The following is a 23819-nucleotide window of genomic DNA, read 5'->3' as shown; positions in this document are numbered from 1 at the left end:
AAACTCGGGGCTATTCATTTCATTCTACTGAGACAGCGTCTGGTTCACCCATAGAATTGACCCATCGCTAAAAAATCGGTGGGCACTTTTGTCTGGTTGTTCGTAAGTGCGCCAGTGCAAGGTTTTCAAATGCGTGTCCTCGACGACATTTGAGCGTCGCTGTTATCTGCCAAAGCTCCTGAACTCCCTGTTTCTAAAGGTCTTGTGGGCCAGATATTTGCCTTTTTTTGAACAAAGCGTGAGGCGTTTTGTATGAATTTTCTCATCAGGGGGTGAAACCCTTCCCCTGCTGTTTGCCATGTGGACTGGTCTATAGTGCGCTCACTGACCGAATCACCCCATTCCTGAACGCGGATTTCTCCTAATCCGCTAACCCCGGAGGTTGCCCATGCAACAGCTGAACGTCGAACTACGCCCAATTATTGACCTCAAACCGTATGCGAACAACGCGCGGACGCATTCCAAACAACAAATCAAGCAGATTGCCCGCAGTATCGAGCGCTTTGGTTTTACCAATCCTGTTCTCATTGCGGACGATGATGAGATCATCGCAGGCCATGGCCGTGTTTCTGCGGCCAAGCAAATGGGTTGGACCGAAGTTCCAACCATTCGCCTTTCGCATTTGTCGCCCATTGAGCGTCGCGCCTATGTCTTGGCCGACAACAAACTCGCCGAGAACGCGGGTTGGGATGAAGAACTGCTTGCAATTGAACTGCAGGGATTGATCGATCTTGAGTTCGAAATTGATGACATTGGCTTCTCCATGACTGAGATCGACATCATCCTTGATGGCGCACAAGACAAGGGGCCGACAGCCAGTGACGGGCATCTCGATTCCGTACCACCAATTCTTGCAGGTCCGGCTGTGACGCACCTCGGGGATCTTTGGCATTTAGGCGAGCACCGTCTGCTTTGCGGCGATGCGCGTTCATCTGATGATGTGCAACGGCTCTGCACGGATCCATCTGGTGCGATCGAACCCATCGCCATGCTGTTCACCGACCCTCCGTACAATGTGAAGATACACGGTCATGTCAGCGGCTTAGGCAGGACCACACACCGTGAATTTGTCGAAGCCTCTGGAGAGATGTCAAAGGAACAGTTCACCGAGTTCCTGACAACCACTCTGGGCACGGCTGCTGCGCAGCTGAAAGATGGTGCTATCGCCTATGTCTGCATGGACTGGCGCCACATGCCAGAACTATTGGCAGCTGGTGATTGGGTATTTGACGAACTGAAGAACCTATGTGTTTGGAACAAGACTAATGGAGGCATGGGCACATTCTATCGTTCAAAACACGAACTGATCTTTGTCTTCAAAAAGGGCGTTGCAGCCCACACCAACAACTTTGGACTTGGCGAGAACGGTCGCTATCGCACGAATGTGTGGGATTATGCAGGCATCTCGTCACTGTCGTCCACCCGCGCGGAGGAACAAGCGATGCATCCCACCGTGAAGCCGGTGGCCATGTTGGCAGATGCTATGAGAGACTGCAGCAACAGAGGCGAGACAATACTTAATGTGTTTGGCGGATCAGGGTCTACGCTGATTGCTGCTGAGCAATGCGGACGCAAGGCGAGGCTCATCGAGATCGACCCGCTTTACTGCGACACGATCCTTCGCCGATTCGAAGACGTCACCGGCAAGCCCCCTACACTGAGCGGGACTGAAGAGACGTTTACGTACGTACGCCAACGTCGAGAAACAGACACACATAATTCAGCACTGGTTGAAGAACCGACAAAAAGATCAATCTCCACGCAAACAACGACCGATACTGACGCTGCTGCCGAAAGAGCTCTGTCATGAGTGCGCGCAGGAACACTCAGGATTCTCAGGAAAGAACCGATTACCTTGGACCAATGACCAACATTGATCGTGAATTCCTCAAGATCGCCGAGGAACTTCTGGCGGTCACTGAAAATGGCGTCCACCGTGAAGCGTCAATGATGGAGTTGATCGTCAAAAAGCTCTTCAAAGCAGGATTGGGGGATTCAGCCCATGCCAAAGGTCAGATCCTAAAATATCTTGCGCGCGCCGAGCAAAAAAGAGAGCGAGATCGCGAACGCCGCGTCCAAAATGGACTCAAATGGAAGGCTATCCAGCAGGAGCGATTAGTTCAGGCCGAAGCAGCAGGGCAATCAACGCGTCTGATCCTGCCACATCCCGACGATATGACTATTGACCCGAAGCAGGGCGTTATTCTTATCGGTCCCTTCGACGAACATAGCCTGATGAAATTGGAACGCGATATTCAAGAACGCAACGTATTCATGCTTCAAGCTGTGCTGGAAGACCGCATTGATTGGCCGACACCATCTGGCTCAGACAATCACTCCGATGAGGTCTTTCAAGGTGGATCAGCGCGCTTGATCTGCATGCTGATTGATCAGACCCTCCCAGAACGACACCGAGTGTCTGACGATGATTGGATAAGACATGAATGGCTGCATCGGCAGAAGACCAAACGGGAGCTATTGAAGGAGGTTCGACGAGCTTGGCGGTCCATAGGCAAAAGCGTTCCGCGTGGTGCGCTCACACCCTCAGTTGATAAAACTGTTCGAGCATTCAAAGCGGGGCAACCTTTTCTGACCGATCTGATTTTTGCGCGCAAGAACAGCAATCGAAACGCTGCAAAAACAGCGGCTCTGGAACTGGCTCAAACGATGTTAGATATTGTTCACCCTAAGGACTTATCAAACACCATTTGAACGCCGCCTGAGGCGTTGGAAACCTGGCTTCTGCATACCTATCCAATTTGGCCAGCCGACAAAATTGAATAAGAGTTGGCCCGTCTAATAAAACAAGAAATCGTTCGCATCGATTGTGACGTTTGATCCGCTAATTCCGTTGATGTCGATAAAATTGATAGGATCAGCGCTCAGAGCGACGCGCACTGTGGATGTGCCATTATCGGTGATGGTAAAATCGGAGATATCATCGGCTACCGCTGAGAACACCCGCATCCTATCGATACCGTCTTGGAAGTCAGTAATGGTATCCTGCCCAAAAGCTGCGTTCACGTAGAGGAACAAATCACGACCGCCTCCACCATTGAGTGTGTCGTTGTCACCACCTCCTTGAAGGGTGTCACTGGCTGATCCTCCAAACAGGATATCATCGCCATCACCGCCGGAGATCCGGTCTACCGAACTACCACCAATCAGCGTGTCATTGCCGCCAAAGCCTGCAAAGTCAGCTCGCGCAGCGCCCGTACGCATAAAGTCATCCTCGACAGTTGAGCCGAAGAACTTCTCAATAGAAGCAAACGTGTCCCCTGCAGCGTCTCCGCCATGCACGCCTGTGATCAAATTGATCGAAACACCGTTCGCTGCAGAACGCGCATCAAATGAATCGCTGCCGGAACCGCCAGAGAAAATATCCGCGCCACCCGCATCAAGCACAAACTTATCATTGCCGACATTACCGTTAAGACGGTTGTCGAGCGCGTTCCTGCAGCCAACATGATTACCCGTATCAGTGAAGATCAATCGTTCAATATTGGCGGATAAGGTCAGTGATGACGTTGTTGCATAGACGAAGTCAGCGCCTTCACCAGCATTCTCAAACACCCTATCAGAGGCGCTATCGACGTAGAACTGATCATTGCCAGTGCCGCCATACATCGAATCTGTGCCGGTGCCGCCATCCAAGATGTCGTTCCCGGCATCGCCGTAGAGAAGGTCGTTGTCTCCGCCTCCGTATAGAGTATCCTTGCCAGCTCCTGCGACCAGCGTATCGTTCGAACCTAACCCAACCAATAAGTTATCATTCTCGTCGCCAGCCAAATGGTCCGCAATATCACTTCCAATAGATATTTGATCTCCACCAACTCTATACCGGCCATCAATCAATATCTCGGCGCGCTCGATGTCCACAATTTGAAGCTGAAGGAAGTCATAGTAGCGGTTGCTCCGCAAACCTCGCATGTCATCCGTTTCAATTCCCAAGTCGGCATAAATTGAAGCGACTTGTCCGATGTTAATGGCTGTCAAATCACTCGATGACAGATTGATTTGCACTGTGTCGTAGCTATCACCGCCAACATACTGACGTGAGATCCGACTTCCCTCCAGCCATTTAGACAATTCGCCGCTTTGTTTTTGGCCTTATGCTCGCCAGCTATGCCTTTCATTCGATAGTTTAAAAAATTTTGACCGATGTGGCCGATTGCACTAGTCAAATCCATCCACTTCATAGATACGAACTGCATGCTTGTGCAGTCGGGCGAGAGTAACCTGTTGAACAAAGCGGAATAGACACGAAATTGCCAGTTTTCCTAATTGGTTGGCTGGGCTTCCGATCAAAATACGTCGAGGATTTATGAAAGCTTCAGGTCTTACCGACGTGATTGTTGAATTGCTGAAAGATGCGAACCGCCGTCGCGTAAAAACAAGTGTTGAGAACATCACGGCCGACCAGGACAAAAAACTTCAAGCCATTGCATCTAAGGCGGGAGAAATCTTCGAATGTCCTATCTCGCAGGTCACGTTGCTGGGCGACCAGTTTCAGACATTCTTGGTGAGCCAGGGCGCGGATTTAAGCAAGGCACCCACTGAAACTTCGTTCTGCGCGCACACTTTGGGGGCCGAAGACCCGGTGTTCATAGTCTGTGACGCAACAAAAGATGAGCGGTTCAAAAGCAATCCGTTTGTTACAGGCGACTTCCACATACGCTTCTACATTGGATGCCCAATTATTCTTGAGGACCAACGCATTGGCACAATTTGCCTTTACGACTTCACAGCACGCGAAGGCATAACCAGAGAGCAATCTCGATTGCTGGTCGATTTGGCTTGGGACGCGAGCCTCGTTTTAAGTCGCGGATAACCAAAATGCGGCGAACTTTGTTCCGTGCGGTTCGCTATTGGAATTGCGACCAGTAAGTCAGTGCGTGCTACGTGTCTTTCACTGGTCCGGATTTAGACGCCGCTGCCCTTTTGCGCGACTTGCTTGTAGCAGATTTCTTAACTTTCGATGCCGTCACGACGTCGACGTTTTGGTCAATTACCAATTTCGAGTGCGGAAATGGGATTTCGATATCCCGCTCATCCATAACCTCTTTTACAAGCTCGGTATAAGCTCGTCCGAGAGCAAACTGTTTTCCCGGAACAGTTTTAATCCGCGCTCGGATTGTGACCGCACTATCTCCTAATGACGTGACGCCGTGGACTTCCAAGGGAGCAATTATGTCGGAGGCGAAATCCGTTTGCATAAGCCGCTCATAGGCTTCGAGCATTGCGTTTTTGCCATCCTCGACCTTTTCCTTATACGCGATACCTACCTCGGACACGTGGTAAGAGAACCCGCGCATATAGTTAGAAACGGTGTCCATCGCGCTAAACGGAATGATGTGATAAACACCATGAACATCCCGCAGCGACGCCGATCTCAGCGTAAGATGTTCAACCGTGCCAGTTGTTCCACCAAGGTTTACCACGTCGCCGACATTCATAGCGTTTTCAAGTTGGATGAAGACGCCGCTTATGATGTCTTGAACGAGCTTCTGGGCACCGAAACCAATGGCGAGGCCAAGAACCCCCGCACCAGCTAGCAAAGGTCCGATATCCACGCCCAATTCCGACAGAGCAATCATCCCACCGAATACAATTAGTGCGACGGTCAAAGCGCTGCGCAGCAACGAGAACAAGGTCCGCTTTCGAGCGCCTTCCAATGGGTCGGCAGAATTAGCTTCGATCTGTTGGTCTATCCAGGAGGATGCAATTGCCCAAAACAGTGCCACAAACAGCAGCACGAAGAGCGCACTCAATACGCCTGACACAATACCAGAACCGGTATCGGACGTCAGCCAGCCGCCAATATCTACAAATTGCCATGCATCCAAAATCACGCCCACAACGGTCAGCGCTACCACTAAGCGAACGGCTTTGAGAATGAATGGAAACAGTGTTTGAAGGCGCTTTGATAAAGAACCGCTATCTAAGGGCAAGAATTGGGGCGCATGAATTTGCGCCCTCGAAAGCTTGGCGAATAAGCGAATGAGCAACCCACCAGCTACCAAAGCTATCGCTGACTTGAGCGTTGCTCCTCCGATATACTCAATGAACAGAAATGGCCTTGTAAGCGCCGTTACGTAAGCAAAGGCAACGTAGCCGTAAGCGATAACGGGCCAAACGCGTGACCCTATCGACCGGCTGCTATTTGCAGGAGCCGTCTGATCGTCGCCAGCTTTCAGCAAGAGAGAAGGCTGCGCCGCAAGCCGCCTGATAAGCAACACAGCAAGCACCGCAGCGAAGGTAAAGACTAAGACTCTAACGCCCCGACCCAGCGCGAAGGTCGTGCCCACATTCAGTGCAGGTACGACGAACCCCAGTCCAAAAATGAGGACAGCGGCGATCATCCGCGAACGAAGTCGAATATAATCCACCTTGGTTGGTTGGATGCCGATCAGTCCCAGTTCCCCGTCCACACTTCCGGTCAGCAGCCGTATGACGACAACTGCGGCGCCAAAGATCCCGAATGCGTTAAGATACAGCGCTTGATAGATCGAAACGCCTTCGCCTCCGAAATAAGTCACGGCAAGCACGTTGCCTGCAGCATACGCGATACCGAAAGAGGTAATAAGCGCTGTTAAGTAAAAGGCGATGAGCAAGCTGGACGGGACAATGTCGTCCGTCCCCAATCGCCACTTCACAGGTGTCAACAAATAACGGGTGAAACGATCTACCCCCAGCCAAACCGCCAACGTCGTTACGATAGTAGCGGTGATCGGCCAGAGCGCACCCAAGAGCTTATAGAGATCGAAAGTGCCGGGAGCTGACAAAGACTCCCAAATTCCTGAAATGTCAGAAGCGAAGTTCTTGATGACGAGCAGGCCATATTCTGCATAGGATTTCGTTATTGATGCAATCTTCGTGGCTGCAGTTCTCGCACTTGCTGCTCGCTGCGGCTGATCCTCAGCGGCTGGTTCGCCGTTTGCCTTCTGTTCGGCGGCAGCGTTTTCTAGGCTTTTCACAAGCTTGTCTCTTGCCGCCTCATTTTTGAGAACGTCCAAAAGTGGCTTGATGATTTCATCTTGCTGGGGAGGCTGTGTGGTTGAGCTTTGGGCAAAGCTAACAGCGGCTGTTCCGAAGATAAAAATTGTTAGAAGCGTAGAAAACATTGCAGCAAAAGCTGCGCGAGAGAAAGGCATGAAATTTCCTACTGGAGAGTTTGCATTGTTCCGGAACGGAACGGCGTACTTATTGAATGTCGAACTTGACAGGTCTTCTAGACCGTTGGCTTAGGATATCGTCAGTGTTTTGGTGTCGTCCAATTGTCAATGCTCTTTGAGCGTTCTGGTTGCAGCCGCATAGCCACCATTGGCACCATCGACGAAATGAATATGATCATCGGACATGATCGATGGCACAATGCAGGTCATAATGCTGGTATCCTGCTCGTGAATACCGTACCGGATGATCCCTTCGTGCTGGGCTTCATCCAACATGGTGATGATCTGTTGTTTTACAGCTTCGTTGCAGTCCAGCGTCATTTTTAAGCTTTGTTCGAATTTCTGAAAGTCGGCGTTCAACCCGGTCGTCCGCTGGTAGTGAGCGGAGTCGAATCCACCAATCTTGAGACGGGCTTTGATGAAAACCCAAGCGACAAATGTCTCAGCGAGCAGACGAATCTTTGTTGTGAGCATGGATCTAGTGCCGTGAGAGGCGTGCGCTTCCAATGCTAGCCCTTCAGGTGGCCACGAAACGCCTGGCCCCTCTTCCGGAACGGGTGTGCTTCCTCTTTCAGTTTGCGAAACCAGTTCAACAAAGGCACCAGCAAATTTGTCATACTCGAACGGATCAGTTTTCGTTTCCGGAATGATGACAATCGACAGAACTGTGCCGTTCTTGGACCGCATGGCGGACCATCGGCAAGAGAGACCTGTCAAATCTGGGTACGTGTCAGAACCGCCTGTAGGCAGTGCAAAAGCACCTGCCTTCAATTGTTGTTCAGCCCATAAGCTGCCACTTCCCCGAAACATCGCGTAGTCTACGCTCTCCGAGACTGCGTACCGAGCTACTGAAACGGTATGACCGGCTTGGTGAATTGCATCCATTGGTATGAGGGCGATCCTGAGCTTCAGTCCAAATTCGGCCATGGCCCACTGCCGAACCGCCGATAATTGCTGTGCCGAAGCGTCTCGAAATGCCGGTGGAACGCAGAAAGTGGCTCCGTCTCCGCCGAAAATATATGGAAAATCAACGTCTTGCAGCGTGTTTACCTGCGCAGAAATGACGGCTGCTCCCACCATATTAACGGTCTTGTACGCGCCCGCCTTGATAGCTTCAGTTGATCCGACAACATCAGCTATGCCCAAAAACCAGCCGTCTGGGATATCGCTGTAGGCGGTGGAATCCGTCAGTTCAGCGAACGAGCGAAAGCGCGGTAAGCGGCTATAGAAGTCTGCGTATGAAACCTCGATCATTTGTAAATCCTCTCAAGCGGAGGTTACCGCTTTCATTGTAGTGACGGTTTGTGTCTAGTCATAGCAGGCTATTGGTCTGCAGTAGGTTTCTGCGAACTCTGCCTCGGCCCCAACGGCACCATCGATGAAGATGCACCCATCCCGTCGCTGCTAATCATCGCCTGGAAGCTAAGACGCGATCATCGATCCAATGCGCAATTTTTTCGTGCTGCTCGTTCTTTATGGATGCCACTCGGTAATATTGCACAAGCGCACGTGTTGGTGCTGCCATTTGCTCAAATCCAGATACAAAGGCAACGATCACACCCAGCGATGTTTCTCCCTGAATGAACAGATAGCCCCCGAACACGAGCACGCTGAGCGGAGCGAGAGAGTTAAGAATATTGATCCCTGCTTTGATGAGTTGCTTGTAGAATGTCGACTTCATTTCATTGCTGAAAATGTCAGCAATCACTTGGGAAGTACCTTCAGGAACATCGCTGTCAGAAGCGTCGAGGCTTGATATGCGATCCGACATATCGCGGACGTGGTCTGTTTTCTCGCGAATGAGCCTGTTTAAGACTTTCTGCATCAAAGGCACGAAGAGAAATTGTGGTATGAAGAATGCCATAGCCACAACAGTCACCATTGGATCAACGACTAGCATATAACCGAAGACAAACAGAAGCTTTGCACCGTCGGCCACTGGATCGGAAAGGCCTGTGCCTACAAATCTCCCCACCTTGTCAATTTCGCTTTGGACAACAGAGACCGTTTGACCACTGTCACTATCCCCTTGATGACTATCCGAAGCCGCAGCTGCGCCAATCTTTCCCAGCTGCAACCCGATCAGATGTTTCCTGCAATAGACGATCGCGCTCTGTGACAGCCAGTCTTGGTACACGGCAAACAAAAATTTCAGCACGCGGCGCAACAGAATAGCAGCAAGAAACAGCGCGCCCAGCGTAATCAGCATATCAAGATTTCTGGGCTCGATCGCATCGTTTACAATGCGCTTCTGTAGTTCAATGGGCGCCACGCTTACGGCAGCTACAACCAGAGATAACAAGCAGATAAAGACTTGGTGCCTCCCCCCCATTCGCACGGCAAACTTCCAAATGTTGGAAGCGGCGGCGTCGTCGCTGCTGCTTTTAATTGCATGGGGTTTGGAAAACGGCACTGCCATGGATGAACTACCTAATAGTTTGCCTCAAAACGAGATTGTGGCTTCAGAATGCTGGGCTAGTGCGGACAGTTTTACGGGAAGCAAGCATGCTCGCCCTGCCATATTTTTGAACTGAATAGCCCGGGTTTTCCTGTTTGAGCCGGCGCGTGCGCAGTCGTTGAGGACCTAGCTAGGAGAGGTACTTCGAAATAACTGCCTCCATATCCACTGGCTTCGAAATTATCGGAGCCTCTGGCGCGTCTCCGTCACTAGCCAAATCCAGTTCACGGCCCGTTATATAGATAAAAGGGATTTTTCTTTCCAACAAAGCGCGCGCCAAAGGCACGCTGGTTTCAGAGCCCAAATTATAGTCTAGAATGGCAACATCGGGTGTTCCTGATTTGAGCAATTGGAGTCCATGCTCAAGATTGGTTGCCAATCCAAAAATGTCGAAGCCTTCGGCTTCTAGCGTCATTTCCATATCCATAGCGATGATGGGTTCATCCTCGACGATAAGCACAGAACGAACCGTCGTGCTGGAGATTGTATTGGACATTGATTAAACAGCCCCACTCTGTGTCTTTTTTAATTGCGCCCGCTTTCCACATGTACAACATCTGCGCTCCTGTTTCGTTCCTCAACGTCGACTTCAATTTCTGAACGAGAGCTCTTATTCTAAATTTTTCAGCAATTTCCATTGGTTGACCTGCATCATATCAGCCCGATCCGGAAGAAGGGATAATCGGTGAAAGTCTCTCAGATCGAAAAGCTTGCGTTAGAAAACGTCGCTCCCTCCGCGACCGAACTCTTGGAGTTGGGGGCGGTCGTTGCTGGGTTTGGACTCGGTACAGTGGATTACATCCGCGATACGATAAAGCTGGACGAACGAGCGGCCGCTTTGTTTGACTTGCCGGCCAACGTTGCGATTGCCCGAAACGAATTGCACGCCAGGATTCATCCTGATGACCGTCCGGATATTGAGCGCGAGCTCGGATGTCTATTCGATTTGGACGGCAGCGGACACATTGACGTTAAGCACCGAATTGTTCAGTCCGACGGAAACGAGATTTGGGTGCAGGCGCGAAAACAAGTTCATTTTCTTATCGGAGCCGATGGCGAGCACATTGGTTTGAAATCTGGCTTGGTGGCCATTCAAGACATCACAGAACACAAACGCGATCAGGAACGCGTTCAATATTTGATGGAGGAGCTAAACCATCGAGCGAAAAATGCCATGGGTGTAATCCAAGGTATGGTTCGGCTTGCAGCCTCGTCTGATGCAGAAAAAGCTTTCGCTGATCGCTTCTCAGACCGTCTCAAGGGGTTGTCATACAACCACGATGCTCTGGTCAAAAGTAACTGGGAGCATATCGACCTGCGAGGGCTGGTTGAGTTCCATCTCAGTGCTTTTGCGGATGTGTCGACCGACAGGGTTTCGATCATTGGCAATACGATTAACTTGAACTCCCACGCTGCTCAGTCAATCGGCATGGCAATGCATGAGCTTGCGACAAACGCAGTAAAGTACGGTGCGCTTTCGAACGATCAAGGGTATGTGACCGTCAAGTGGGAGATATCCAGTGATGCAAAGGAAACCTTCAAGCTAGAGTGGATTGAGCGAGATGGCCCACCCGTTTCCCAACCAACCCGCAAAGGCTTTGGTCAAAATGTGATTGAGCGAATGGCTGCTGCCGGGGTCAATGGAACAGTGGATCTCAACTACGAGACCCAGGGACTTAGTTGGACACTCATCGCTCCTTTGGGACACGTCAAAGTCTGATGAGAATTGGGTGGTATCCAATCTCCTTTTATTGTGTCCACCTAGTGGCAAGTAGGGTTTGTAACCAACCGCAAAATTAAGAGCACACGAAGGACCTAGCTAGTATAGAGGGTTCAGCATCGTCATGTATGATCAAAATCGTTGGTGTATAATCTCAGCTGCCGTCCAATTAGATCTGAACGATCAGTTTGAGGGTCCGCTCTTCAAAACAACTAACTCAGGTTTTGGACATCCGCTGTCGGCCACTCTTAACTAGACACGGCCTGTGTCGAGTATCCACCGCTCTCGATTCTATGTTTGTTTCCATCCTCACGTTCTCGAAACAGGATAGAATAGAGCAAGGGCACCACGCCGAGCGTCAGCATGGTGCCGACAAAGAGGCCGAGCGCCATGACAGCCGCCATGCCGTAGAAGAGCGGGTCTTTTGACAGGATCAGGGGCAGCAGGCCGAGCACTGTGGTAACAGTCGTCATAACGATCGGGCGCAGTCGCCGAGCGGCGGCGGTGATGATCGCGTCCGTACCGTCGCGACCGTTCGCGCGTTCGATGTCAATGCGGTCTATCAGAACGATACCGTTGTTCAGGATAATGCCCGCAAGCGACAGCATGCCGAGAATCGGCATGAAGCCGAAATCGGCGTCCAGCAGCCACAGGCCTAGCGCCACGCCAGTGACGATTAACGGCACGGTGGCGAGGATGATGATTGGACGGCGGAACGAGTTGAATTGCGCTACGAGCAAAATGACGACAAGAGCGAGGCACAACGGTGCGTTGGCAGCGAGTGCGGCTCGGCCCTCGCTCGACTGTTGAATAATGCCGTCTAGTTCGATCGTATGGTTCGGCGGCAGCGTCGCGCGGATACGGTCGAGGTCGTCGGCAATGAGTGGTGCCATGTCTTCAGCCGCAATTTCGGTTGAGCGGGCCTGCACGGTTATGGTGCGTGCGAGATTTTCGCGTTCGATACGGGCATAGCCATTGACCAAGCGCACATCGGCAACCTGCAACAACGGCACGGTGGAGCCATCGGCACCAAAGACGGCTAACGTGCGAACCCGATCCAGATCGGATCGCTCTTCGTCGGAGGCGCGTGCGACCACGGGGATCACATCATCCCCTTCACGATATTGCGTCACGGCGCGCCCGGAGAAGAAGCTGGACATCGATTGCGCAATGTCGGCCGACGTTACGCCGGCGCGTCGCGCGCGGGCCTGATCGACCTCCACCACGATACGCTGAACCCGGTTTTCCCAGTCTTGCCGCAGGTCAATCGCTCCCGGCAGATCGGCCATGACACTCTTGACCTCACGCGCCGTGCCATAGACCACACCGCGATCCGGGCCTTTAACCTGCACTTCAAGAATAGAACTGTCGGACGGACCGAGGAACATGGTCGTCACCCGAGACGAAACATCAGGGATCGTGTGGCGAAAATGGTCGCGAAGTTCATCGACCGCTCTGCTGACATTTTCGGGTCGATCGACATTGAGGACGAGAACGGCACGGTTTGGTGCCGGATCAATTGGCGTGAGCGACAAGACAAAACGAGGGCCGCCAAAACCGACATAGGCCGCCTGATTGTCCAACCAGTCGAACCGCTCTTTTGTCAGTGTTGGCAACAATTCTCGTATACGCGCATCGGTTTCATTGGACGCCACACCGGCAGGCAGGTCGAGATAGACGATGATCTGCGCCCGGTCCGACCCGGGAAAGAATTTCTTAGGTGCCAGCGCGACCCCCGCCACGCCGCCGATAAAGGCAATCACCACAAAAACAGATGCTATGGCGCGGTGGGCTAGAACCCATGCGAGAATGCGTTCGTAGGCCCGCACAAGCGGATCGAACATACGCTCGTTCCAAGGGCGCTTTTTTTCACCCGCCAGTATCTTTTCGTCGATGCGGATGAAGCGGTGACACAAGATCGGCGTCACCGTCATGGCAAGCAGCCATGAGATTGATAGGGTGATAGCGATGACGACGGAGATGGAGCGTGTGTATTCGCCCGCGACGTGCTCCGCTAACATCAATGGCAGGAAGACAAGGACGGTCGTTGCGGTCGACGAGAGGAGCGGAAATGTCAATTCGCGACCGACGCCTTCCAGCGCTTCATCGCGGCTGTCGCCGTCTTCCAGACGTTTCTTGAAATCCTCCGCGACCACCACCCCGTTATCCACCAGAAGACCGAGCGCGATGACCAGCGTAGCAAGGCTCATGCGCTCCAGCGGTAGGCTGGCAAAACCCATGATCGCAAGTGTTGCCAGCATGACGACCGGTACGATGGAGCCGACGATCAAGCCGGTGCGGACACCGAGAAGCAGAACGACAACACCCAGCACAATGCCAAGTGTTTGAAGAACGTTGAGCGTTACGCCATAGACAGCCCGTTCCACCTGTTCGGATTGGTCGGTGACGACATCAAGACGGTATCCCACGGGAAGGTCCGAACGCAGTTCTTCCAACTTCTCGCGAACCTGTGGCGCAAACTTCAGCGCGTTGTTGCCTTCCAACATTGCGACAGCGAAGATGATCGCTTCCTCGCCTTGGTAATACGCTGCCTGCGGCACGGGGTCGGCATAGGCGCGGCGGACTTCCGCCAGATCGCGCAACGCAACGACGTCACTGATACCGTTTTCATCCGGCGGCGTTCGCACAAGCGTTTCGCGCAGATCATCGAGATTGCGAAAGTCGCCGGTGGGTTCAATGAGGAAGGCACGACCGCCGGTATCGATTTCGCCGCCGGGGCGAATGACGTTTTGCGACTGCAACGAAGCGACGATGGCGTCAGGCGACATCCCGAGCTCTGAAAGCTGGGCGTTTCGTGTTTCGATATAGACGCTTTCGGGACGGATGCCCGACACATCGACCTTCTTCACGCCTGGAACAGTGTAGAGCATGTCTCGCACATGGTCGGCCATATCGGCCTTTTCAGCCATCGAAAAATCATCGGCCCGCAGAGCTGCGGTGACGACCGCCACATCGCCGAATTCATCGTCGATGCGTGGCGGAAGAGTGCCGTCTGGAAGATCAGCAGCAGCCTGTTCGACCCTGACGCGAAGCGAGTCCCATATTTGGCCCAACTCGAAGAAACGGTCGTAGACCTCGACGTGAATGATCGACAGACCGGCGGTCGATGAGGACCGGATTTCTTCGACTTCTGGCATCTGGCGGATCGCGACTTCCAGTGGCTTAGTGACGAGTTGCTCCATTCGTTCGGGCGACAGGCCGGGATAGCGCGTGGAAACGATGGCTTCACGTATCGTGATGATCGGGTCTTCCTGCGCCGGCAGGTTGAAATAGGACCACGCGCCAAAGCCCATCAGGGCAGCGACCAGGAAAAAGACCAGACGTGGGTAGCGAAATGCGGCTTGAGTAAGCATTTGATGGCGTCCTCAGTTATCGTAACGGGCGTAGCCAGTGCCCATGAGTTCAACAGCCTGACCGTCTTCCAGAAACGGCACCCCTTTGGCGGCGATGATTGTCCCTTCCGCCAGGTCGCCTTCTGCAATTCTTGCACTACGACCTTCAAATGATAGGACGTTGACTTGACGCTTCGTAAGACGGCTTGTCTGTCGGTCGTGTGTGAAGACGTAGCTTTCGTCTCCATCTCCGGGCAGGATGGCGGTGACGGGCACGATCAAGCCGGTCGCAGTCTTTGCGTTGTCCAGGGTCACGCGCACTTCGGCACTCATTCCTGCGCGGATTCCGGCAGGTGGGTCGATCAGTCTTACGATGACTGGGAAAAGCGACGAACCGGAACCACGTGCGCCAATCTCGGCGACTTCACCGGTAACGGTAGCGCCAATGCCCGTCACACGAACAGTTTCACGTGCGCCCGGTTTCAAGCTCAACAGCATGTTTTCGGGGACATCGAGTTCAACCTCAAAGCCACCCTGATTGCCCTGAATGTCGAAAACCGGAACACCAGCCGTAACGATCTGCGACGGCTCTATTTTCCGCTCTGCAACGCGACCGTCATAGGGGGCCCGCAACTCCGTGTCCTGCAGGCGATCACGGGCGCGTTCAGCCGCAGAGCGGGCCATCTCCAATCTTGCTTGCGCGGCATCACGCTTCAAAACCACGCGGTCGACGGCGGCTTCGGCAACCACATTGCGGCGAAAAAGCTGAGACTGACGCGAGAAATCAGCCTGCGCTTCAGCGAGAGTCGCCTCTGCTTCGATGACGGAGGCTTCTGCCTGCTCAAGCGTTTGGCGCAATGCGGTATCGTCCAGCCGAGCCAGCATGTCCCCTTTTGAAAATCGGTTGCCGGTTGCAACATAGACGGCAACAACGCGACCGCTTTCTTCGAAGGAAAGTGGCGCGCGCTCGGCCGCACGAATTGTGCCCGATAGCGCGCGCTCAGCCTGCGCAGAAAAAGGCTTTACCTCGGCCCATACTATTGGACGCAGCGGCCCTTTGGCTTCAGCGATATCTGCCTGATCTAACGGCTTTGGAAATGTCAGAGCAGACACACGGCTTTCATTTGGTGCGCGTGCCACTATTCGATCACCTGCCGACGCGACCAACGGGTAAATGCGAGCTTCTCTAAGCGAAGTCTTCACGTCGCCCATAGCCGCTAGCGGTGATCCGATGATTGATAAAGATAAAGCTATGATGAGAACGACGGCCTGAATAGCGCCTACAAAGGCACCAAGAATGCCCGACGCCACGGTTTTGCGTTGGCTTGCAAACCTGTCAATCACCAAACGGAACACCCCGGCAAGGAAGAGCCATCCAACAACAAAGGAGACGACAAGGGCCAAGGAACTAAACCCCTGACTGCCCAGAATTTCGACAATTTTCCCACCCCAGCGCGCAACTGCGAGAAGGGCAACCGCAAAGGCCGCCAGAGCCGCCACTTGGCGAAGGGCACCGCTCTTGTAGCCAAGCACAGCCAGCGTCAAAATCAGCAAGCCTGATAGAATATCGAAAAACATGTCGTCTCCTTGCGAGGTGTTAGTTGTTACGTCAGCCAGAGCGCCAGAAATCCAAAAACGAGAACGCTTAAAACCACGGCAGCAGCCAGTGCGTGAGGTCTATTGTCTTCCAGTGGTGACGGACGGCGTTGAAGGGGATCGCGCAAATCGTTGGGAATCATGTACCCGACTCCACAGCGATGGTTGTGTACTCCCGCGGGCGATGGAACCACGCGATTGCGGACGTAATCACAAGCAGAACGAGCGCGGGCACGAAGCTGCCACCGATCAAGAATGCGTGCGTCAAAATTGCGCCGATCATCACAACAGCAAGCACTGTGGCGCCAATCCATGCCGCACCCGGAATGAGCAAAAGAACAGCGCCCCCCACTTCGATGAGACCCGTTAGCACACGAAACCATTGGCCGGTCCCAATCATCGAATCTATCGAAGCAAAAAGGCTGACCATACGGTCCACGCCAAGGAGCTTCGATCCTCCCGCTGCAAGGAACGCAAGTGCAGCAAGCACTTGCAGTGTCCAGAAGACGTAATGGATCCACTTCAAAGTTAGGAAACTGTCGCTTTTTGCCTTTTTGTATTTGATGGTCTGGGACATGATTTTCTCCATTTCTGTATTGCGCGTGTCAGGCCGCAACGAAGTCGGCTCCGCTGTTGAATGCGTTCTTCGGTTCGGGAAGCGGGTAGCGGATGGCCAGCGTGTCGAGTGACAAATCGTTTTCGTCCAAAAACCTGCGAACTTCCGTTTCAACCTTTGGCTTGGAGATTGCGGCGAATCGCTGAATCATCGAAGCCATGGCGCAGACCGTAATAAGGTGGACAAGCTCGGTCGGGTCGAAATGATCGATTGCCGCCTGGACAAACCTACGGGGTGTCGTCAACGGAACCTGAGCGGATAGCCGAGCAAGTTCCAGCGCAGCGCATTCTCGCGCGGTGAAGAGGTTACGATTGTCCTGTCTTTTGGCTGCGTCGAAGGCATGCCGGACGCGCTCAACCGCGTCTTGCGTTCGTCCGGCCGCATGCCAAGCAAGCCACCCTTCCACGGCGGCGAGATAGTCATTGCCCTTCGCAATGTGCGAAACACGGGCCATAAGGTGTTTCAATTCCGACGAAATGGACACGCCATCACTTTCTTCGTCAGTCATCGCACCCACATAGAACTTGGCGTGTAACGGGCGAAGCGGCAGCGGCCATTGCGCCATCCAGTCCGGTTGGATACCCAGTTTTTCGGTTGCATACCGGGCGGGTCCGCCAGCGAGCAGAACGTCCTTGCCGTACCGGGCTATCATGGAGGTCATGGAGGGACCGCCCTCAGGAAGGTCATAGTCGAGATTGGTCGAGTCCCGATCTTCGGAAGCCCCATGGCGGCCGGTTTCGATACCAGCCCCTTCCTCAGCTTTCTTCGCCCAGTCGGCCTCTACCTTGACGCCGGTTAGATCGTTGAAGACGTTCAAAAAGCCAAAGGCAGCCGCGATCATTGAAGCAGCCTGAATATTGGCTTCCACCGGAAGCTTCGTGAACCGCGCCTCGCCGCCATTCTCACGTATCTTGGCGAAGTCATTCTCTGTGACCGTATTGGTCGAAGCGTGGGCGACGAGGTCTGCAAGCGCCGCTTCAAAGGGGCCGAACTCGCCGGAGAAGTCTCCGTCGAGCGCCTGCTCAATACCTTTTGCATATCCTGCCGATTTTTCGTCGCCAACCGACACGGAGTGAGCCTGACAATAGTTGCAGCCTTGAGCGTTTGAGGTGGCATAACCCAGCGCGTTCATCACGGGAGCGCCAAGAACTTTCTTTCCGCCGGCAATCGCTCCAACGTTATGGCAGTAGACGAATTGGCGGTAGGCTACCTCTGGCCAGTGATATTGATAGTAGAAACAGTTCGGCCAAAATCCGAAGAACTCTTTGTACATACGAAGGATTGGCCAATCTTCCTCCACGTCGGAGCGCGATCCATCTCTTTCAGGAATGACCCGACGAAGCTGATAGTCTTCCGCACCATCAGCAACTTCCTGATTAGAAGGCGCATCGATGTCCAAAGGCTCGGTCGCCGTTGCAACCAACGGCACCAGCCTGCCCGCCGCGTGTAAGGCAACAAAATCGGTCGAACCGTTCACATGGTCTGGTCCGATGAAGGTTTGAGGCACAGTCGACACGCCGGAGAGATAAACAGACAGATCAGCATTACGGTCACTGCCAGTCACATCCAGTTCGCTGAACGGAAGACCTGCGTTATCCAGCGTGGCCTTGACCTTCGCGCAATAGGGGCAATCTGGTTTGGTGAAAACCTGAATTTTATGGGCCATCGATACGTCTCCTTTCGTTTCGCTCGATCCGTACTCCAGAACTAAGCTTCAACAGATGTGCCGTGTAGTTGCTAAAAACGAACAAGGTGTTCCATTATGGGAACAGTTTACGCGGGAACCCAACGGGCTGTTTTGCATTCCAGTCTGTTGTGCAAAACCGACCAAGGAGTATTACCGCTGCCGAACGACCGAAAAACACATGTTGAACCGTCAGTGGCTGCACGCGACTTCAGTGTTGACGATTTGCGTTTGTTGGCTTTGGTCGCCGAGGCCGGATCAATGAATGCCGCTGCCAAAAGGTTCGACATATCCAAATCGGTTCTATCGCGGGCGGTTTCCAAGTTGGAAGGTCTGGTCGGTGGGCCTCTCTTCGACCGGACGCAAAAGGGCATGGTTCCTACAGAGACGGGCAAAGTCTTGCTCCCGGTAGCGAAACAGGCTCTTTCGGTTGTCCGTGATGCAGAAGAGGCCATTCGCTCAGCGAAGGGAACGCCTCAAGGTGAACTCAAGATCGCTTGCAGCGCCTTGTCCGGTCAGCAACTTGTAGCGCCTGCCGTGGCTGAAATGGCGCGGCTCTATCCGAAAGTGGAAACCACCCTTCGGGTCAGCAGCCGCGGGCCTGATCCCTTAGCGGAAGATCTTGATCTGGTGCTTCGCATCGGGAAACCGCCGGAAGCCTATTTGGCCAGCCGCGAGCTCATTGCTTCTCGGTTTGCGCTCTACACATTTCGTTCCCGCGCAGCAGAGGTTGATCTCAATGACCCCGATTCCGTGGAGACGCTCGGCCGCATCGTGATTGCGATCGATCAGGTGCCCGAAATATGGAAAATTGAACATCCGGACGGCCGAGAAAAAATTCTCTCATCAAAACCTTTGGTGCGCGTGGGTGACCCCACGGTTGCCATCGGAATTCTAAATGCCGGTTCGGGCGTTGCGCTCATTCCCCAAGTCTACGGCGAGCCCCTCGCCAACGCTGGCGCTCTGGTCAGAGCCATGCCCGGTTGGCTTGGCCCAACAATCGAAATTCACGCCGCCATGCCCCCGCGCCGGGCCTCCGTCCCAGCGGTGGCAGCTTTTCTTGATATCCTATCCCATCAGGCTGAGCGTCTACAGCAGATGGTTTGAAACAGACTTCGTGAGCACATGCGTTAGTAGATGCAAAATTTTCTCCCCTAGCCCTTTACACGAAGCGAAACGGTGTTGGCGCCTTCCGGCATAGCTCGAAAGCCAATTGCTCTGAATGATACAATCCAAAAGTCTGCTTTCCGAAGTTCACCATTTGCACCGCAGCGTCCGCTGTCAGCTCAACCTCAGCAGCCGACAAATCTCCATGCGATCCAATCTGCGACACGTGCAATTTTGGTAGCTAAGGGCTCAGAAGAGACATCCGCGCCCGCGAAACCTCTTTGCCGGCCATTGGCGCTCGCGGCCCATTGCCGCCGTTCGAGCAAGGTCAGAATTTACCGATCAGTTTCGCTAAAGCAGCCATTCATGCGGGAAGGTGAATTCAAGTCGCCAAGGTCGGGAGTGCGGACTTGCGGCCATCGATGTTGTGGAAACGAACGTCCGCGCCTTTCTGATTGAGAATTGTGCAGTTGGTGCGGCTTTGATAAGTTGAGTGCGCGTCTGGAGGCGCTTCCAACCTGCGGAAAGGACAGTGTCCACTCCGAAGTTTTGATCTGTCAGATGAACTGACCTTTGGCGAACGATGCAGGTGCCGCCGATGAAAGGGAAAGTTCCATGCCGACCAAATGGCTCCCCGACTCCGCCAATCTCGACCATCTAAAAAATCAGACCAAGGTTCTTTTGCGCGATTTTCGCGCGGGTCAAATGGGGGCCTTCCAACGGGTGCGGGAATTTCATCCAAGGTTTTCCGGTGTGCCCGACGCCGACATGCCCGCGCGCAGGTTTGTCCTGAGCGACGCCCAGCTTTCAATCGCGCGAGAGTATGGATATTCAAGCTGGCCGCGCCTGAAGGTTGTCGTCTCTGAAAAGCAGTACGAAACACTGCGACTTTCGCAAAGGGATCGTTTACCTGACGGCCCCTTCAAGCAAGCGTTGACCCTTATGGATAGTGGTGATGAACAGCGTCTGGCGCACCACTTGGCGCGCAATCCCGGGCTTGTGCATGAGAGGGCAATATTTGAAGGCGGGAATTACTTCCTAAACCCGACACTGCTGGAGTTCTTGCCGCAGAACCCAACCCGACAGGACAGCCTGCCCGCGAATGCGCTCGTGATCGCTGAAATTCTATTGGAGGCTGGCGCGAAGGACAACCATGAGACCCTGAACGAAACCTTGTTGCTGACGGCTTCGGGGAGTCTTTGTCGGGAATGCGGTATCCAGACCCCTCTACTCAAACTCCTTTGCAGCTATGGTGCTGATCCTGCCGCCGGTATGCAAAGTGCCCTCGGACACTGCGAATTCGAGGCGGCTCGGACGCTGATCGAATGCGGCGCGCCACTTGATTTGCCGACCGCTGCGACCCTCGGAGAACGAGAGATCGTTGAGCGACTTGTGAAAGACGCGCATCAGGATTCCCTGCAAATGGCGCTTTCTCTGGCTGCCAACACAAATCTGGCTGAGATCGTAGCGAGACTGATCTCTGCTGGTGCCGACCCCAATCGGTACAACCCGCCAGGTGGCCACAGTCACTGCACTCCGCTGCACTCTGCCGTCGCCAGTAATCAATTTGCAACCGTTGTTGCCCTTGCAGAAGGTGGCGCTAACCTGAGCATGGAGGACATTCACCACCAAATGACGCCCTTGGGCTGGGCGAAATATCTAAAGCACGAAAGGATCGTGGATTTCCTCAAGTCTCAATCTTAAGCAGATCTTCGTTACAAGCTCAGCAGTGGTTTGAATCGGCTCGATGCTGCCGTTGAGCTGCTGAATTTGACTACGCGCAGTGATTGTCACTCGCGGCCCATTGCCGACCTTGGAGCTAAATCCCAAATTAGCAACCAGTCTCATCGAAGCCGCCATTCAGCTCGGATAACACTTCGGCATGCTGGATGACCGGGATGCGGACTAAGCTGCCATCAACCATAACCAATTAAAGGTTTGCTTTGAGTTTAATTGGTCGGCTTCAACCCTACAAGTGATCAATTTGAAGCTGCGCTTGCCCGTCACTAGTCCGTTCCACGGAATACCCTTTGGGACCTACGACACCGCGCACACGCGAGCGGAAGTTTGAAAAGCCCGTCGATGTGACCACATCAACGGCCTGATCCAGATGCAGCTCCAACCGGAACCACCCTGGCTTAAGGATAGCAACAGCAACCACACTCGCGCTGAAAGGTTGAGATAGATACGTTCCGCTTACCTTGTCACCAATTGCCCAACCATTGGGAGGGCCGTTTCCAATAGCTGCAAACATTGTGTTCCAATCCCTAAATCCATGTTGATTAGCGATAAGCTCAAGTGATTTTGCATGACCAATAGACGTGCCCTCCTCGGTCATTTTGGCCCTCAAACGTTTGGCTTGCTCCTTTGCCTTAAAGGCTGATGGCAATTGCGTAGTCATGCGCTTTCACCCTTTTCAATATGAAAGAGTCCCCACTTGAGACGCTTGCCCTTGGCGATTTGCCAAAGCACACTTGCCGTTAAGATCAGCAACATGACCTCGGCGATTGGACCCGCATACCAGACACCAATTTCTCCCAGCCAGATCGGCAACAGGAACGTCAACGGGATTGCAAAGATATATCCCTTGGTCAGGCCCAAGATTGCTGCCTTCATCGCCGACCCGATGGCTTGGAAGTATGTGGCGACCATCATCAGGGGTCCGACCAAAAAAAACACACTAGTCATGACGGGCAAGATGCGGCCAACTTCTGCAATGACCGCAGCATCGTCAACAAATGCACCTGCGATTTGGCTGAGCATACTTATCACAACGACCTGCACCACCGCGCAATAGATGAATGCAATCCAAAGCGATAACCGTAAGCTCGCGTCCGACCTATGCCAAAGCTCCGCGCCATAGTTGTTGCCAGTGATCGTTTGCATGGCGAAGGACAGACCCAATAGCGGCAGAAATGCAAAAGTAATGACCCGCGTGATGATTCCGTAGGCAGACACGGTATCGGCGTAATTGGAGCTGCCAACCCATTGAAGTGCTGTGATAATCGCCGCCGACCCAAGCGCGAGGCCAATGAAATTCAGGCTTTGTGGCGCACCCAAGGCAAGTATCTGCCCCCAGTACCGCCGCACGGAATGATGCCGCAGCGTCGATGGCCGTAGCGATGTCTTACCGTTTAAACGAAAAGCTAAAATGATCGCGAACGCCAGCGCCTGTGCTGCGGCTGTGCCATATGCAGACCCTGCCACGCCCATATCGAGTAGCGCTATCAGCACATAGTTGAACGCGATATTTGCAAGCGACACCAGCAGGCTCATCGCGGCCATGAAGCCGACCCGGCCCTCGTTGCGCAACGCGTCAGAGTTGACCGACAAGACGAACAAAAGTGGCGAGAAGAACACCGTAATCTGTAAATAGATCAGCCCCATCTGCGCCAGTTCGTCAGAGCCGCCCGCAGCCAGCAAGGTCATTTGTCGTCCCAGCAAAAGGAACATCGCGATCAGACCGCCGCCCAATACAATCGCCAGCCCATGCGCTCCGGCAAAGACGGCACGTGCGCTGTCCATGTTTCCGGCACCTAGAAATCGCGCAAGCAAGCTGGACATGCCGTTTGACACCAGCGTCGAAAGCGCGACTATCAACATGTAAACTGGAAACATCAGCGTGACTGCCGCGAGCGCCTCGGGACCGACATAAATGCCAAGGAACAGCGCATCTGCGACAGACAATAGGCCGCTTATCCCCATCACAAAAATGATCGGCAACGCTGTTTTTAGATAGATGAAGCCAAGCGGCCCATCAGTGAATGAATTTGTAGGGGTGTCGGACATGTCCCATATCTCTCTTGCCAAATCGCGCAGTTTGAGACGGAACTCGCATTACCATCCGCGCGATATGCGGAAAGAAGTAGATAGAGACTTATAGTCACAGAACTTCACCAAGACAAAAGTCAGCGAGAGGCAGGTGTCTACAACCTTCCTCACCGCTAGTCCGAATAAATCCTGACGTCAAGCGGGCTTGCGAATACCCGTTTTGTAAAGCTGCCATTCGCCGCGATGCGGAAATTCGGCACATTGGGCCGTAACCAGACTTTTGGACACTTCTGCCTTTTCGTAAATTCAGATTCTTCGGATGACCGCAACGCGGACAAA

Annotated in this window: 18 protein-coding genes; 6 read left to right on the top strand and 12 right to left on the bottom strand. The window is 53.3% G+C overall.

Annotated elements, in window-relative coordinates; all coding sequences use genetic code 11:
• Positions 1–388: 388 nt before the first annotated feature.
• Together ACFQ14_RS10670 and ACFQ14_RS10665 are read left to right on the top strand one after the other, a co-directional pair.
• The gene (locus tag ACFQ14_RS10670; protein ID WP_377212715.1) at positions 389–1810 is read left to right on the top strand and encodes a site-specific DNA-methyltransferase; all 1422 of its coding nucleotides are present in this window, start codon (positions 389–391) and stop codon (positions 1808–1810) included.
• On the top strand, positions 1807–2712 hold the full coding sequence (locus ACFQ14_RS10665) for a hypothetical protein (RefSeq protein ID WP_377212714.1): 906 nt from the start codon (positions 1807–1809) through the stop codon (positions 2710–2712). The genes ACFQ14_RS10670 and ACFQ14_RS10665 overlap by 4 nt, the downstream gene beginning before the upstream one ends.
• Before the next feature lie 84 nt (positions 2713–2796).
• On the opposite strand, the gene ACFQ14_RS10660 is transcribed toward ACFQ14_RS10665, so the two are convergent.
• Positions 2797–4089, bottom strand: a complete 1293-nt coding sequence (locus tag ACFQ14_RS10660; protein WP_377212713.1) for a calcium-binding protein — start codon at positions 4087–4089, stop codon at positions 2797–2799.
• Positions 4090–4324: 235 nt separating this feature from the next.
• Here ACFQ14_RS10660 and ACFQ14_RS10655 point away from each other — a divergent pair, with 235 nt between their 5' ends.
• A complete protein-coding gene (locus ACFQ14_RS10655) occupies positions 4325–4831 on the top strand; it encodes a GAF domain-containing protein (RefSeq protein WP_377212712.1) in 507 nt (168 codons plus the stop codon).
• A 67-nt stretch (positions 4832–4898) separates the two neighbouring features.
• Here ACFQ14_RS10655 and ACFQ14_RS10650 read toward each other — a convergent pair whose 3' ends face one another.
• The 4 genes from ACFQ14_RS10650 to ACFQ14_RS10635 all read right to left on the bottom strand — a co-directional run bounded on the left by ACFQ14_RS10650 (position 4899) and on the right by ACFQ14_RS10635 (position 10129).
• Positions 4899–6977: a mechanosensitive ion channel domain-containing protein gene (locus tag ACFQ14_RS10650; protein WP_377212711.1), complete on the bottom strand. Its 2079-nt coding sequence runs from the start codon at positions 6975–6977 to the stop codon at positions 4899–4901.
• A 303-nt stretch (positions 6978–7280) separates the two neighbouring features.
• Positions 7281–8429, bottom strand: coding sequence for a DUF3095 domain-containing protein (locus ACFQ14_RS10645; RefSeq protein WP_377212710.1), 1149 nt, complete (start codon positions 8427–8429; stop codon positions 7281–7283).
• Positions 8430–8583: 154 nt separating this feature from the next.
• Positions 8584–9594, bottom strand: coding sequence for an ABC transporter transmembrane domain-containing protein (locus tag ACFQ14_RS10640; protein ID WP_377212709.1), 1011 nt, complete (start codon positions 9592–9594; stop codon positions 8584–8586).
• A gap of 169 nt (positions 9595–9763) precedes the next feature.
• Complete coding sequence (locus ACFQ14_RS10635) at positions 9764–10129, bottom strand: response regulator (protein ID WP_377212708.1); 366 nt, start codon at positions 10127–10129, stop codon at positions 9764–9766.
• A 189-nt stretch (positions 10130–10318) separates the two neighbouring features.
• Here ACFQ14_RS10635 and ACFQ14_RS10630 point away from each other — a divergent pair, with 189 nt between their 5' ends.
• A complete protein-coding gene (locus ACFQ14_RS10630; protein WP_377212707.1) occupies positions 10319–11353 on the top strand; it encodes a sensor histidine kinase in 1035 nt (344 codons plus the stop codon).
• 248 nt (positions 11354–11601) lie between these two features.
• Here the strand turns inward: ACFQ14_RS10630 and ACFQ14_RS10625 are convergent, their stop codons facing one another.
• The 5 genes from ACFQ14_RS10625 to ACFQ14_RS10605 are packed head-to-tail and all read right to left on the bottom strand — an operon-like array spanning position 11602 to position 18584.
• On the bottom strand, positions 11602–14727 hold the full coding sequence (locus ACFQ14_RS10625) for an efflux RND transporter permease subunit (protein ID WP_377212706.1): 3126 nt from the start codon (positions 14725–14727) through the stop codon (positions 11602–11604).
• A gap of 12 nt (positions 14728–14739) precedes the next feature.
• Positions 14740–16284 carry a CvpA family protein gene (locus ACFQ14_RS10620; protein WP_377212705.1) on the bottom strand — a complete coding sequence of 515 codons (1545 nt, stop codon included), beginning with the start codon at positions 16282–16284 and terminating at the stop codon, positions 14740–14742.
• Between the two features lie 26 nt (positions 16285–16310).
• Positions 16311–16445 (bottom strand): hypothetical protein, encoded by a 135-nt coding sequence (locus ACFQ14_RS10615; RefSeq protein WP_377212704.1) that lies wholly within the window; start codon positions 16443–16445, stop codon positions 16311–16313.
• A complete protein-coding gene (locus tag ACFQ14_RS10610) occupies positions 16442–16879 on the bottom strand; it encodes a DoxX family protein (protein ID WP_377212703.1) in 438 nt (145 codons plus the stop codon). The genes ACFQ14_RS10615 and ACFQ14_RS10610 overlap by 4 nt, the downstream gene beginning before the upstream one ends.
• A gap of 28 nt (positions 16880–16907) precedes the next feature.
• Positions 16908–18584 carry a glutaredoxin domain-containing protein gene (locus ACFQ14_RS10605; protein ID WP_377212702.1) on the bottom strand — a complete coding sequence of 559 codons (1677 nt, stop codon included), beginning with the start codon at positions 18582–18584 and terminating at the stop codon, positions 16908–16910.
• A gap of 213 nt (positions 18585–18797) precedes the next feature.
• On the opposite strand from ACFQ14_RS10605, the gene ACFQ14_RS10600 reads away from it, so the two are divergent.
• Both ACFQ14_RS10600 and ACFQ14_RS10595 read left to right on the top strand, forming a co-directional pair.
• Positions 18798–19709: a LysR family transcriptional regulator gene (locus ACFQ14_RS10600; RefSeq protein ID WP_377212701.1), complete on the top strand. Its 912-nt coding sequence runs from the start codon at positions 18798–18800 to the stop codon at positions 19707–19709.
• Positions 19710–20282: 573 nt separating this feature from the next.
• Positions 20283–21413 carry an ankyrin repeat domain-containing protein gene (locus tag ACFQ14_RS10595; protein ID WP_377212700.1) on the top strand — a complete coding sequence of 377 codons (1131 nt, stop codon included), beginning with the start codon at positions 20283–20285 and terminating at the stop codon, positions 21411–21413.
• A 265-nt stretch (positions 21414–21678) separates the two neighbouring features.
• Here the strand turns inward: ACFQ14_RS10595 and ACFQ14_RS10590 are convergent, their stop codons facing one another.
• On the bottom strand, positions 21679–22110 hold the full coding sequence (locus tag ACFQ14_RS10590; RefSeq protein ID WP_377212699.1) for a glyoxalase superfamily protein: 432 nt from the start codon (positions 22108–22110) through the stop codon (positions 21679–21681).
• The gene (locus tag ACFQ14_RS10585; RefSeq protein WP_377212698.1) at positions 22107–23498 is read right to left on the bottom strand and encodes an MATE family efflux transporter; all 1392 of its coding nucleotides are present in this window, start codon (positions 23496–23498) and stop codon (positions 22107–22109) included. The genes ACFQ14_RS10590 and ACFQ14_RS10585 overlap by 4 nt, the downstream gene beginning before the upstream one ends.
• Positions 23499–23819: the final 321 nt, after the last annotated feature.

This window comes from Pseudahrensia aquimaris, assembly GCF_042676045.1.
Taxonomy (GTDB): Bacteria; Pseudomonadota; Alphaproteobacteria; order Rhizobiales; family Rhizobiaceae; genus Pseudahrensia; species Pseudahrensia aquimaris.
The sequence above is the reverse complement of the archived record's forward strand: the minus strand, read 5'-3'. Positions and strand labels throughout refer to the sequence as shown.